Origin of the sequence: Conexibacter sp. DBS9H8 (assembly GCF_023330685.1) — a bacterium.
Taxonomy (GTDB): Bacteria; Actinomycetota; Thermoleophilia; order Solirubrobacterales; family Solirubrobacteraceae; genus Palsa-465.
Genome location: NZ_CP097128.1, coordinates 262,367 through 274,389, shown reverse-complemented (window position 1 = coordinate 274,389; position 12,023 = coordinate 262,367). Strand labels below are relative to the sequence as shown.

At 70.6% G+C, this 12,023-nt stretch carries 13 protein-coding genes; 7 read left to right on the top strand and 6 right to left on the bottom strand.

Annotated features, from left to right (window positions below; genetic code table 11):
• Window positions 1-6 precede the first annotated feature (6 nt).
• Complete coding sequence (sucD, locus tag M3M55_RS01290) at window positions 7-888, top strand: succinate--CoA ligase subunit alpha (RefSeq protein ID WP_249011017.1); 882 nt, start codon at window positions 7-9, stop codon at window positions 886-888.
• Window positions 889-1,018: 130 nt separating this feature from the next.
• Here sucD and M3M55_RS01285 read toward each other — a convergent pair whose 3' ends face one another.
• A complete protein-coding gene (locus tag M3M55_RS01285) occupies window positions 1,019-1,300 on the bottom strand; it encodes a hypothetical protein (protein WP_249010667.1) in 282 nt (93 codons plus the stop codon).
• Here M3M55_RS01285 and M3M55_RS17470 point away from each other — a divergent pair.
• The 4 genes from M3M55_RS17470 (at window position 1,196) to M3M55_RS01270 (ending at window position 4,565) form a co-directional block, all read left to right on the top strand.
• Window positions 1,196-1,417 carry a helix-turn-helix domain-containing protein gene (locus M3M55_RS17470; protein ID WP_371878780.1) on the top strand — a complete coding sequence of 74 codons (222 nt, stop codon included), beginning with the start codon at window positions 1,196-1,198 and terminating at the stop codon, window positions 1,415-1,417. The two genes, M3M55_RS01285 and M3M55_RS17470, sit on opposite strands and share 105 nt — an antisense overlap.
• Window positions 1,359-2,207 (top strand): IS630 family transposase, encoded by an 849-nt coding sequence (locus tag M3M55_RS01280; protein WP_371878787.1) that lies wholly within the window; start codon window positions 1,359-1,361, stop codon window positions 2,205-2,207. Before M3M55_RS17470 ends, M3M55_RS01280 begins: the two co-directional genes overlap by 59 nt.
• 41 nt (window positions 2,208-2,248) lie before the next feature.
• Window positions 2,249-3,355 (top strand): PLP-dependent aminotransferase family protein, encoded by a 1,107-nt coding sequence (locus M3M55_RS01275; protein WP_249011015.1) that lies wholly within the window; start codon window positions 2,249-2,251, stop codon window positions 3,353-3,355.
• A gap of 130 nt (window positions 3,356-3,485) precedes the next feature.
• Window positions 3,486-4,565 carry a triacylglycerol lipase gene (locus tag M3M55_RS01270; RefSeq protein WP_249011014.1) on the top strand — a complete coding sequence of 360 codons (1,080 nt, stop codon included), beginning with the start codon at window positions 3,486-3,488 and terminating at the stop codon, window positions 4,563-4,565.
• On the opposite strand, the gene M3M55_RS01265 is transcribed toward M3M55_RS01270, so the two are convergent.
• Window positions 4,553-5,257: a metal-dependent transcriptional regulator gene (locus tag M3M55_RS01265; protein ID WP_249011013.1), complete on the bottom strand. Its 705-nt coding sequence runs from the start codon at window positions 5,255-5,257 to the stop codon at window positions 4,553-4,555. The genes M3M55_RS01270 and M3M55_RS01265 overlap by 13 nt on opposite strands.
• 36 nt (window positions 5,258-5,293) lie before the next feature.
• Here M3M55_RS01265 and M3M55_RS01260 point away from each other — a divergent pair, with 36 nt between their 5' ends.
• A complete protein-coding gene (locus tag M3M55_RS01260; protein WP_249011012.1) occupies window positions 5,294-6,256 on the top strand; it encodes an ATP-dependent DNA ligase in 963 nt (320 codons plus the stop codon).
• Here M3M55_RS01260 and ligD read toward each other — a convergent pair.
• Window positions 6,244-7,254, bottom strand: a complete 1,011-nt coding sequence (gene ligD, locus M3M55_RS01255; protein WP_249011011.1) for a non-homologous end-joining DNA ligase — start codon at window positions 7,252-7,254, stop codon at window positions 6,244-6,246. The genes M3M55_RS01260 and ligD overlap by 13 nt on opposite strands.
• A gap of 21 nt (window positions 7,255-7,275) precedes the next feature.
• Here ligD and M3M55_RS01250 point away from each other — a divergent pair, with 21 nt between their 5' ends.
• The gene (locus tag M3M55_RS01250) at window positions 7,276-8,265 is read left to right on the top strand and encodes a glycerate kinase (RefSeq protein WP_249011010.1); all 990 of its coding nucleotides are present in this window, start codon (window positions 7,276-7,278) and stop codon (window positions 8,263-8,265) included.
• Window positions 8,266-8,273: 8 nt separating this feature from the next.
• Here the strand turns inward: M3M55_RS01250 and M3M55_RS01245 are convergent, their stop codons facing one another.
• The 3 genes from M3M55_RS01245 to M3M55_RS01235 all read right to left on the bottom strand — a co-directional run bounded on the left by M3M55_RS01245 (window position 8,274) and on the right by M3M55_RS01235 (window position 12,022).
• Window positions 8,274-9,275: an Abi-alpha family protein gene (locus M3M55_RS01245; RefSeq protein WP_249011009.1), complete on the bottom strand. Its 1,002-nt coding sequence runs from the start codon at window positions 9,273-9,275 to the stop codon at window positions 8,274-8,276.
• Entirely contained in the window at window positions 9,275-10,549 is a 1,275-nt protein-coding gene (locus M3M55_RS01240; protein WP_249011008.1) for a DUF445 domain-containing protein, read from the bottom strand. The genes M3M55_RS01245 and M3M55_RS01240 overlap by 1 nt, the downstream gene beginning before the upstream one ends.
• Before the next feature lie 75 nt (window positions 10,550-10,624).
• On the bottom strand, window positions 10,625-12,022 hold the full coding sequence (locus M3M55_RS01235; RefSeq protein WP_249011007.1) for a glutamate decarboxylase: 1,398 nt from the start codon (window positions 12,020-12,022) through the stop codon (window positions 10,625-10,627).
• Window position 12,023 lies beyond the last annotated feature (1 nt).

Sequence of the window (12,023 nt, the reverse complement as noted above, 5' to 3'; positions counted from 1 at the left end):
CCAACCATGAGCATCCTGATTGATGAGAACACCCGCCTGGTCACCGCCGGGATCACCGGTTCGGAGGGCACGTTCCACACGCTGCGCAACCGCGACTACGGAACGAAGGTCGTCGCCGGCGTCACCCCCGGCAAGGGCGGCCAGAACGTCGACGGCATCCCCGTTTTCAACACCTTCGAGGAGTCGGTCACCCAGCAGGGCGCCAACACGGCGATGATCTTCGTGCCGCCGCCGTTTGCCGCCGACTCGATCCTCGAGGCCGAGGCGGCCGGGATCGAGCTGATCATCGCGATCACCGAGGGCATCCCCGCCCACGACGAGCTGCGCGCCTACAGCGTGATCAAGAAGAACGGCCGCTCACGCCTGATCGGGCCCAACTGTCCGGGCATCCTCTCGCCCGGCAAGGCGAACGTCGGGATCATCCCCGCCCAGTTCTTCAAGCCGGGCAACGTCGGGGTCGTGTCCCGCTCGGGGACCCTCACCTACCAGATCGGCAACGTGCTCGCCCAGAGCGGCTTTGGCAACTCGACGATCGTCGGCATCGGCGGGGACCCGGTCCCCGGCACCGACTTCGTTGACGTCGTTGCGATGTTCCAGGACGACCCCGAGACCGAGTTGATCGTCCTCTCCGGGGAGATCGGTGGGGACGCCGAGGAGAAGGCCGCCGAGTACATCGCCGCGCACGTGACCAAGCCGGTCGTCGCCTACATCGCCGGGTTCTCCGCCCCTCCGGGCAAGACGATGGGCCACGCCGGGGCGATCGTCTCGGGCTCCTCCGGCGGGGCTGAGGCCAAGGCCGCCGCGCTGGAGGCCAAGGGCGTCAAGGTCGGTAAGACCCCGACCGAGGTGGCCGAGCTGGCGATCGAGCTGCTTGGCGCGGCCGCCTGAGGCCGCTGCGGCCCGCCCGAGAGGTCCTGGCGGGCGGGCCAGGTGAGCGTGGCCACCCGGAAGGACCGGGCAGCCAGTCGCATCCTGAGATCGAGAAGCTAGTAGACGTGGCCGGAAGTATTGGGCGGAATTATGTGAAGGAGTCCGGCCGCGCGGGTTGAATTCTGAGGTGATGGCCCGGCGGCCCCGTCACCAGATCGAACTCAGCGACGTAGAGCGTCGCGAGCTTGAGCGTGTCGCACGGGCGGAGAAGCTTCCGTTTCAGGATGTGCAGCGAGCACGGATCGTGTTGCACGCCGCTAACGGACTGGCGGACACCGAGATCGCTGCGCGGCTGGACACCACAGCCGGGCTGGTCGGCCGGTGGCGGCGAAGATTTGCCGAACATCGCCTTGAGGGTCTGGTTGATCAACCGCGGCCGGGTCGGCCGCGGCGTTTTCCCCCCGGAGCAGGTCGCCGAGGTCAAGGCGATCGCCTGTCAGCTGCCGATCGAGCACGGTCTGCCGCTGGGGCGCTTCTCCCGCGCTGAGCTGCACCGTCTCGTCATCGAGCGCGGCGTGACGGACGCGTCGGCGACCACGATCTGGCGGTGGCTGTCTGAGGACGCCATCAAACCGTGGCAGACCCGATCCTGGCTGTTTGTTCGCGACAAGAACTTCGCCGAGAAAGCTCACCGCGTTCTCGATCTCTACGCCCGCGTCTTTGACGGCAAACGCTTGTGCCCGGATGAGCTGGTGATCAGCGCCGATGAGAAGTCCCAGCTCCAAGCGCTCCATCGCCGGCACCCAAGCCTCGCGCCGGGACCGGGGCGTGCGTTGCGACGCGAGTTCGATTACCGACGTGGCGGCACCCTGGCTTATCTCGCCGCCTGGGACGTCCACCACGCCCGGATCTACGGACGCTGTGAAGAGAAGACCGGGATCGAACCGTTCGGCCGTCTCGTGGAACAGGTGATGAGTCAAGAGCCCTACACCTCCGCACCTCGCGTGTTCTGGATCGTGGACAACGGCTCCAGCCACAACGGACAAGCCAGCATCGACCGCCTCCAAAGCCAGTGGCCGAACCTGCGGCTGATCCATCTCCCGATCCACGCCTCGTGGCTGAACCAGATCGAGATCTACTTCTCGATCCTCCAACGCAAAGCACTGACCCCCAACGACTTCACCGACCTCAGCGCCCTCCAGGCCCGCATCACCACCTTCGAGGAGCACTACCGCCAGATCGCACGCCCGTTTGACTGGACCTTCACCCGCAGCGACCTCGACCGCGTGCTGGCCAAGATCAGCCAGCACGCACCCGATCTCGCACTCGCGGCCTAACAACCAGAACTAACGGCCGGGTCTACTAGTCTCAGGACACCATGTCCGCCGCCACCATCTCCTTTGCCCGAGGGGCGCCGTCGCTTGACATCGTCGACGTCAGCGGCCTCGCCGTCGCCGCCCAGGCCGCCTTCGCCGCTGACCCGGCCGGTCTCACCGGCTATGGCACGGCGGTCGGGTACGGCCCGTTGCGGGAGTGGATCGCCCACCAGCACGACGTCAGCCCCGACCATGTGATCGTCACCAACGGGTCGATGCAGGCCGACGCATTCCTGTTCGACACGCTTGTCCAGGCCGGAGACACCGTCGTCGTGGAGGCCCCCACCTATGACCGCACCCTGCTCGCGCTGCGCGAGCGCGGCGCGGCGGTGCTGGCGATCCCGCTCGAGGCCGACGGGATCGACGTCGGCGCGCTGGAACGGGCGCTCAGCGCCGGGGCGGCCCCGACGCTCGCCCACATCATCCCCAACTTCCAGAATCCCGCCGGCTACACCCTGTCGCTGCAGAAGCGCCGCGCCCTGCTCGGCCTCGCCGCCGAGTACGGCTTCACGATCTTCGAGGACGACCCCTACCGGGAGGTCCGCTTCTCGGGGGAGAGCCTCCCGACGATGCTCTCCCTCGACCCCGCCCGGGTCGTCTACGCCTCCTCCTTCTCCAAGATCGTCTGCCCCGGCGTCCGTGTCGGCTACCTCGTCGGGCAGCCCGAGCTGATCGCCCAGATCACTCGGCTCGCGACGAACACGTACATCTCACCGAGCATGCTCGCCCAGGGGATCGTCAATCAGTTCGTCCGCTCGGACGCCTTCAGCGCGGCGATCGCGACCGTCAAGTCCGCGCTCGCCCAGCGGGCGGCCGCGCTCGGGGCCGCCCTCGCCCGTGAGCTCCCGGACGCCCGCTTCCAGATCCCCGACGGCGGCTACTTCATGTGGGTGCAGCTGCCCGAGGACACCGACGGCGACGCCCTGCATGCCGCCGCACTCGAGCGCGGACTGCAGTTCGTCAAGGGCAGCGACTTCCTCATCGAGGGGGGTGCCTCCGCGCTGCGGATCGCCTACTCGGGCGTGAGCGTCGCGGAGATCGACGAGGGGGTGCGCCGCCTCGCCGACGCCTACGCCGCGGTGACCGCCCGGGCCGATGCCGCCGCCTGATGGTTCGCGCGCGCTGACGCGGACCGGCGGTCCGGGGTCCAGGGCCACGGGGTCCGGTTCCGCGGGGCCGCCCCTCGACAGTCTCATCAGCGGCACCGGGGCTCTGCTCGGACAGGGCTTCAGCGGTGCCGTGAGCGCCCTGCGCGACACCCACCGGGTGATCGCCGGCCGGGTCTTCTGGGCGCTGTCGGCGGCCGGTGACCCGGTCGCCCTCGCAACGCTGCCGGTGCGGGTGCTCCACGACAGCATCAGCGGTCTCGCCTACGGTCTCACCGGCGCAGTCGGAGAGACCGTCGCCCGGGTCGGCGCCGAGCTGACGGCGTTGATCGCCGCCGGGCAGCAGGCCGGGCTGCGCGCCCGGGTCCTGCTCGGTGTCCTCAACGGCATGTTCGGAGATCGGCTCGCCCGCGAGGGCAGCCCGCTCGCGTTGAGGATGGTCGCCCGCGTCGACGCTGCCGCGCCGCCCAGCCCCCGGCTCGCTGTGTTCATCCACGGCCTCTGTGAGACCGACGACGCCTGGTTTCTCTGGCGGGGCCGCGGGCCGCTGTACGGGGAGCGCCTCCGCGTCCCCCTCGGCTACACCCCGGTGTACGTCCGCTACAACAGCGGCCAGCCGATCGCCAACAACGGCGCCGAACTGGCCGACCTGCTCGAGGAGCTCGTCGCCGACGCCCCGATGACGATCGAGGAGATCGTCCTGATCGGCCACTCGATGGGCGGGCTCGTCGCCCGTGAGGCCCTGTCGGCGCTGAGTGCCCGTGACAGCGCCCTGCCGGTCCGCCACCTGATCAGCCTCGGCACCCCCCATCGCGGCGCTCGGCTCGAGGTCGCCGCCGACGCCGCCGCCCGCGTGATGGCGTGGGTCCCCGAGACCCGCGCGCTCGCCGACGCGCTCGGGCTGCGCTCGGCCGGCATCCAGGACCTCCGCCACGGTGCCGCGGAGCGTTGCGCCCAGGACGTCGACCACTACTTCTTCTCCGCCGGGCTCGGCCGGGGCCTCGAGCCGTGGCTCGGGGACCTCCTCGTGCACCGCCATTCGGCGTGGGACACCGCGCGGGGTGAGCCGGTCGCCTTCGCCGCGGACCACTACAGCCACCTCGGGGACGCCACCCACTTCGACCTGCTCGGGCACCCGGTGATCGCCGAGCAGATCGTGCGCTGGCTCGGGGGGACCCGCCTGCTTGAGGCGGGCGCCGCTCAGCGGCCGTAGCGCTCGCGTCCGAGCACGAGCTGCTCGGGCAGGGCGATCCTCGGCGGCGGGCTTGGGTTCGCGAGCACCGACACCGTCTCAGCAACGCTCGTGGTCAGCTCCGTCTCGCGGCCGGCCAGGGTGAGGCTGACGACCTCCGGGTCGCTGCCGAGCACCTGGCCGGTCAGGCCGGGCTCGACCCCGACGGACTTGAGATAGTGGAGGAGATCCTCGGCCTCATTCTCAAAGCGCAGGATCTGGATCGAGGCGCCGGGCGCGCAGTCGGCGAGCGGGACGCCGTCAATCCGGTGCCCAACGTGGATCGGGTGGCCGTGCGGGCAGGTCGTCGCGTCCCCGATCGCCGCGCGCATGAACGCCTCAAAGCGCGGTGTCATCGCGTGCTCGAGCTTCTCGGCCTCCTCATGCACGTCATCCCAGGGCACTCCGACGACGTCGGTGAGGAACCGCTCGACCATCCGGTGGCGGCTCACGAGTCGCTCGGCGTCGGCGCGCCCCTCCTCCGTGAAGGAGATCGTCCGGCTGCTGTCACGGGCGATCAGGCCGTCCCGCTCGAGCCGACCGAGCATCTCCGAAACCGTCGGGGCCGACAGCTGCATCGCCCGCGCGAGGTTCGCGCCGGTCATCGCCAGGCCCGCCTCCAACAGCCAGAAGAGCGACTCGAGGTACTCCTGCTCGGCGACGGTCGGCTCCACCCGGCGGAGGGTAGCGCCGCTAGGCTCCCTCCGCCGGTGCCCCTTCCCCTGTCACCCCCGATCGCGCCCGCCCTCGCCCGCGGCAAACCGGAGCTGCCGCGCGGGCCCGAGTGGCGTTATGAGCCCAAGTACGACGGCTTCCGCGCCCTCGCCTTCATCGACGGCGCCGCGGTCTACCTCCAGTCCCGCGGGCTCAAGCCGCTTCACCGCTACTTCCCCGAGCTGGCGTTCGCCTCCGGTCGGTACGTGATCGACGGGGAGATCGTCATCGACGCCGCCGACGGGCACGAGGACTTCGGCGCCCTGCAGAACCGCCTCCACCCCGCCGCCTCCCGGGTTGCCGCACTCGCGGCGACGACGCCGGCCCGGTTCATCGCCTTTGACCTGCTCGCCGAGGGGGACACGGTATGGCTGGAGCGCCCGTTCGTCGAGCGGCGGGAGGCGTTGGAGGCGCTGGTCAGGGGCTTGGGCCCCCAACCAGCGACCGGGGTCAGCCTGACCCCGCTGAGTGTCGATCCCGCCGCCGCGGAGCCATGGCTGGCGGGGGGAGAGGGCGTCGTCGCCAAGCTCGCCGACGCCGCCTATGCGCCGGGGAAGCGGACGGCGATGATCAAGGTCAAGCGGGTCCGAACGATCGACTGCGTCGTGGTCGGCTACCGGCACGGGGTCGAGCCGGGGACGGTCGGCTCACTCATCCTCGGTCTCTATGACGAGGGCGGAGCGCTGCAGGTCGTCGGGCACTGCAGCGGGATCCGCCCGGCGGAGAAGGCGGACCTGGCCCGCCGCCTGGCCCCCTACGCCTCCGGGGAGCGCGGCAGCGCCGACCCGAGCCGGTGGGCGAGCGAGCGCGAACTCGAGTGGGTCGGCCTGCGACCCGAGCTCGTCGTCGAGGTCCGCTACGACCAGGTTTCCGGCGGGCGGATCCGCCACGGCACCAAACTCGTCGCCTGGCGCCAGGACAAGGCCCCGGCCGAGTGCCGGCTCAGTCAGCTGGACTGACGGGCCCGGCTCGGTGCGACGCGCGGAGCCTCGCCGGGCATCTTGGGGAAGTTCGGCGGCCACGGGGCGTCGGGGAGGCCGGCCGCCTCGTCGTGCTGGGCGAGCGCGAGCAGCCTGGCGAGGGAGCCCGCGGCGCTGCGCCGGTCCGCGGACGGGTCGCCGTGGGCGGCGACCCGCTCGGGCACCGTGTCGATCGTGAAGGCGGCCGGGTCAAGGTCGGGCACCTCCGCCCAGTGCACCGGGGTGGAGACACGGGCGTCGGCGGTCGGGCGGACGCTGTAGGCGGAGGCGACCGTCCGGTCCGGGGCGTTCTGGTTGTAGTCGACGAACACCCGGGCGCCCCGCTCCTCCTTCCACCAGGCGGCCGTGGCGAGGTCCGGGGCGCGGCGCTGGGCCTCTCGGGCGAGGGCGACCGCGGCGCGCCGGACCCCGACCGCGTCCTGCTCGGGGAGGATCGGGACGGTGATGTGGATACCCCGGGAGCCACTCGTCTTGGGGAAGCCGGTGAGACCGTGCTCGCTGAGGAGGTCGCCGATGAGCAGGGCGGTCGCGCGCACGGCGGCGAAGTCGGCTCCGTCGTGGGGGTCGAGGTCGATCCGCAGCTCGTCGGGTGTCCCCAGGGCGGCCACCGTCGCCGGCCACGGGTTCCAGTCGATCACCCCGAGGTTGACCCCCCAGACGAGGTGGGCGGCGTCGGCGGGGACGAGCAGCCGTCCCGGCCGGCCGCTCGGGAAGCGCACCGTCACCGTCTCCAGCCAGTCCGGGGCGCTGTCGGGGATGTGCTTCTGAAAGAACGGCGGGCCTCCCGCGCCGTCGACGTAGCGCTTCAGCGTCGTCGGCCGGTCCCGCAGGTGACCCAGGGCGGCGTCGGCAACGCTGAGGTAGTACTCGACGAGGGCGAGCTTGGTAGTTCCGCGGTCGGGAAAGAACACCTTGGACGGGTTGGAGAGCCGCACCTCCCGTCCGGCGACGGCGATCGTCGTGTACTCGGAGGCCATGCGCTGACAGGATGGCGGGAAATGGCGCGCAGGGGAATTCCCACCGACGTGCTCGTCGCCCCCGACAGCTTCAAGGGGACGCTGAGCGCGACCCAGGTCGCCGCCGCGATCGGCGCCGGCCTGAGCGCGGCGGGGCGGCCGGTGTCGCTGTGTCCGGTGGCCGACGGCGGCGAGGGCACCCTCGCCGCCGTCGGCGGTCCGCTCGGCCTCGACCCGGTCGAGGTGACCGTCAGTGACCCGCTCGGGCGGCCCGTCCGCGCGCTGTACGGGCTCGGGGACGGGGTCGCGCTGATCGAGATGGCCGCCGCAAGCGGGCTCGGGCTCGTCGGGCCTGAGGAGCGGGACGCGGTGGCGGCATCGAGCGCCGGTACCGGCGAGCTGATCCTCGCCGCCTGCGCGGCCGGAGCGCAGACGGTGTGCGTCGCCGCCGGCGGGAGCGCGACCACCGACGGCGGTGCCGGCGCGCTGGAGGTGATCGCCGCGGCCGGGGGGATCGGGACGGTTCGCGTTGTCGTGCTCTGTGATGTCGGCACCGTCTTTGAGCGGGCGGCCGCCGTCTACGGGCCCCAGAAGGGGGCGAGCGCCGAGCAGGTGGCCGCGCTCACCACCCGGCTTGACCGGCTCGCCGGGGCCTGGCCGCGGGACCCCCGCGGGGTGGCGATGACCGGCGCGGCGGGCGGGCTCGCCGGCGGGCTGTGGGCCCAGTTGGGTGCCGAGCTGCGCGGCGGGGCGCGGTTCGTTCTGGAGACCGTCGGCTTTGATGTGCGGATGCGGGCCGCCCGCGCTGTCGTCGTCGGCGAAGGACGGCTTGACCGCCAGAGCCTGGCGGGCAAGGTGTGCGGGGAGATCGCGACCCGGGCCCGCCAGGCCGGGGTGCCCTGCCACGCGATCGTCGGACGCTGCCTCCTGGACCGTTTCGACCAGCGGATCCTCGACCTGCAGGTGATCCTCGAGGCGGGAACCATCGAGGCACTGGAGGCGGCGGGGCGTGAGCTGGCGGCGCGGTTGTAGCCGAGGCGTCAGCCCTCGACCCGCTCGGTCGGAGGCTGGGCCTGCTTGTCGAGTTCCTTCGGGGCGGAGTGCTCGGGCAGCCCGGTGAGGTCCTTGACGTCGTCGGCGAGACAGACGCGGCAGAAGTCCTCGCCGAAGGGGGTGAGGTGCACGGAGCGGCGGACGACCTTGGCGGCGCTCACCGAGTGGATCGCCTCCAGCACGTCCGGCTGGGCCTCGAGCACCTGGTAGCGCTGATGGTCGCGCAGCGTCTCATGGCTGAACCAGATCAGGCCGAGCCGGAACAGGTTGTTGAGGTAGGAGGGGACCCGGTCGCCGTAGCGGCACCCGGCGCGCGCGCCGATCATCGACAGTCCGGGGGCGATCAGGCGCGAGTTGATCAGCCCGAGCGGCCCCCCGGTGCGGACATCAACGGTCGGCTGAGGTCCGTCGACGAGCATCAGCTGGAGGATCCGGGCCTCATCCGGGGCGAGCTCGGAGAGGATCCGCGCATAAGCGGGGTGGGCGTCGTAGGCGTCGCGGACGTCACGGGACCGGCGTAGCAGCTCCTCACCCTGCTCGCGCAGACTCAGCGGCCGCCCGTTGGGGTGAGCGGGAGCGGGGGAGAGGGCACCCGTCGTGCGGGTGACCTGTCGGGCTGGGACAGGCAGCAGGGCGCCGGTGACCGCGCCGATCCGTTTGAGCAGCGCGCCCGCCGGTCCAGCCTCATCGAGGCGGCGGTCGAGCTCGGTCGCCTCCGCCACCGTCTGCAGGGCACGGGATGTCTCGGTGGCGAGGTCACGGACGAGCTCGACGCTCGAGGCGGGGGCGATGACGACGCCGATCACACGACGGCCCGCCCGCAGGTACGCGCCCGCCGCCCAGCTCCCGGTGTGGCCGATCACCGTCACCGCTGCGCGGGCGAGGCTGCCCGCCGTCGGGTCCTCCTCGGCCGGGGAATCGAGGATCGCGTCCGGTTCGAGCACGTCGGTCGTGTCGGCCGGCGTGGGCTCGGGGGAGAACAGTCCCATCAGGCGCCGAAGATGAGCAGGTGGATGAAGCCGCCTGCGAGGCCCATCAGCGCGCCGTGGAGGTAGAGCATCCACTCATCCTCCTTGATCGCCGCCCGCAGCATCTCAACGAAGTCCCTGGGCGCCATCTCCCGCGTGCGGGCGGCGATCAGCGTCCGGATCCGGTCGCTCTGCTCGCGGCTGAACTCCGGATCCAGAAACGGGGTCATCGTGTAGGCGACCGACTGCTGGGCGACCGAGCTGCGGATGCTGTCGTACTCGCGGGTTCCGACCGCGACGCGGACGGCGGCCCGGGCCGGGCCGGCGGCCAGGTCGATCGCCGGGCCCATCGCCGACTCGAGCATCTGACGGGTACGGTCCGCCCGCGGGCCGGTGAGCAGGAAGTTGCCGATGTTCTCCAGCGTGACCACATCGTCGGCGATGATCTGTGCGTACACGTCGGCGACCTGGTTCTGGCGCCGCAGAAACAGGCCCTGGATCTTGATCCCGAACACGTAGCGGGGGTTCACGGGCTCGAAGATCACGAACATCCCGAGCAGGTTGGTGATCCACCCGACGATCACCCCGAGGATCGGCAGCAGCCACCAGTCCGGGAAGAAGTGGATGATCGCGGCGACCGGGATGCCGAACAGGAACCCGAACAGGAACCCGAAATTGACCATCAGCCGCAGCTCGCGCTGGCCGACGTCCTGGAAGATCCGGTTGACGAGCGCCGGGTTGGCCGAGAAGTGATCGATCACCATCAGCTTCGGGTCCAGCAGCAGGTCGATGTGCTCGCCGATCTCGTCGGTGATCTGCTTGACGATCACCGGCAGCTGGGCGGTGACACGGTCATACACGGCCTGCTTGGCCCGTGGCGGCACCGCGCCCCACAGCCCCGGTTGCTCCCGCCACATGCTCTCATCGACGATTCGGGGGACCTCCGGGCCGAACATCTCGACGATCTTCCTGGCGATCTCATCGGGCTCGAGCTGCTGGTAGAACTCGGCAGGGGTTCCGAGCTTGGCGATCGCCTTGTCGACGGCGATCGACCCCATCTTCGCCGCCCGCGCGGGCACGATCCCCTGCCAGCCGAGCCTCCCCTCCATCCAGCCGGGGATCTCCTGCAGCTTGCGCGGCAGCAGGGTGGCGACATCCCGGAGGCCGGGGATCCTCACGCCGTAGAGCTTCACCGGCTGGAACAGCATGATCAAGCCCGTCCAGTTGATCAACCAGCCGATCGCTCCCGTGAAGAACGGGATCGTCGCCAGCCGGATCCACTCTGATGTGCTCATCGCCTCCCGTTGCCCTGTGTGCGGGAATGTAGTTGCTGGCGCCGCTCAGCGTGCCACGGGGATCGGGTCGGCAAGTCAGTGCGCGAAGGCCTGCTTGGGTCCGCTCTGGGAGACGGGAAGGGGGTGGCTGAGCGATTCGAGGTCGGCGGTCTCGGCGCGGAGGTGCTCGATCAGCTGTTCGGCGAGGTCGAAGTTCATGCCGGCCCGGACGACGATCCGCAGCACGCTGAGATCCTCCCGGTTCTCCGGGAAGGAGTAGGCCGGGATCAGCCAGCCACGTTCGCGCATCCGGGCGGAGACGTCGAAGACCGTGTACTTGTCGACCCCGTCGGCGAGGGTGAAGGCGAACACCGGCAGCTCGTCCCCCCGTGAGATCAGTCGGTAGGGGCCGATCTTCTCGATCTCCGAGCTGAGGTACGTGGCGACGTCATGGGTGCTCTGGATCACCCGCCGGTACCCCTCACGGCCGAGGGACGTGAACATGAAGTACTGGGCGATCACTTCTGATCCGGGGCGCGAGAAGTTGAGCGCGAAGGTCGGCATGTGGCCACCGAGGTAGTTGACGTCGAAGATCAGCTCCTCCGGGAGCGCCGACTTGTCCCGCCAGACGACCCAGCCGACACCCGGGTAGACGAGCCCGTACTTGTGCCCGGAGGCGTTGATCGAACAGACCCGCGGCAGTTGGAAGTCCCATTCGAGCTCGGGCTGGATGAACGGCGCGACGAATCCGCCGGAGGCGGCGTCGACGTGAAGGGGGATGTCGAGCCCGCGCTCGGTCTCGATCCGGTCCAGTTCGGCGGCGATCGCCTTGACCGGTTCGTAGCTGCCGTCGAAGGTTGAACCGAGCACGGTGACGACGCCGATCGTGTTCTCGTCCACCCGGGAGGCGATCTCCTCGGCGGTGAGGTGGTAGCGGTCCCCCTCCATCGGCACAAGCCGCGGCTCGACGTCCCAGTAGCGCATGAACTTCTCCCAGCACACCTGGACGTTGGCTCCGGTCACGAGGTTGGGCCGGTCCGTCGGCTGGCCGGCGGCGCGGCGGGCGGCCCGCCAGCGCCACTTCATCGCCATCCCGGCGAGCATCGCCGCTTCCGAGGAACCGGTCGTCGAGCAGCCGGTCGCCTGTTCGGAGGTGGGGGCGTGCCAGAGGTCGGCGAGGATGTTGACGCAGCGGGACTCGATCCGCGCGGTCTGCGGGTACTCGTCCTTGTCGATCATGTTCTTGTCGGCCGTCTCGCCCATCAACCGCGCGGCCAGCGACGGCATCCACGTCGTCACGAACGTCGCGAGGTTGAGTCGCGCCTGGCCGTCGAGGAGCAGGTCGCTGGAGATCAGCTCATAAGCGGTCGTCTCGCCCACCCCGTGGTCACCGAGGGCGTGACTGGGCAGGAGGGTGCCCGGCTGGGTCTGGTGGACCGGGGCCGGTTGGTGGTGCGGATGTGACGCGTGGGTGTGTCGCTCGCTGAGGGCCATG

Bases quoted from the DNA above. Each gene is read 5' to 3' on its own strand.
- sucD (WP_249011017.1), top strand. From the start codon at position 7: ATGAGCATCCTGATTGATGAGAACACCCGCCTGGTCACCGCCGGGATC.
- M3M55_RS01275 (WP_249011015.1), top strand. From the start codon at position 2,249: ATGTCCGCCGCCACCATCTCCTTTGCCCGAGGGGCGCCGTCGCTTGAC.
- ligD (WP_249011011.1), bottom strand. From the start codon at position 7,254: ATGGCCTCCGAGTACACGACGATCGCCGTCGCCGGACGGGAGGTGCGG.
- M3M55_RS01250 (WP_249011010.1), top strand. From the start codon at position 7,276: ATGGCGCGCAGGGGAATTCCCACCGACGTGCTCGTCGCCCCCGACAGC.
- M3M55_RS01245 (WP_249011009.1), bottom strand. From the start codon at position 9,275: ATGGGACTGTTCTCCCCCGAGCCCACGCCGGCCGACACGACCGACGTG.
- M3M55_RS01240 (WP_249011008.1), bottom strand. From the start codon at position 10,549: ATGAGCACATCAGAGTGGATCCGGCTGGCGACGATCCCGTTCTTCACG.
- M3M55_RS01235 (WP_249011007.1), bottom strand. From the start codon at position 12,022: ATGGCCCTCAGCGAGCGACACACCCACGCGTCACATCCGCACCACCAA.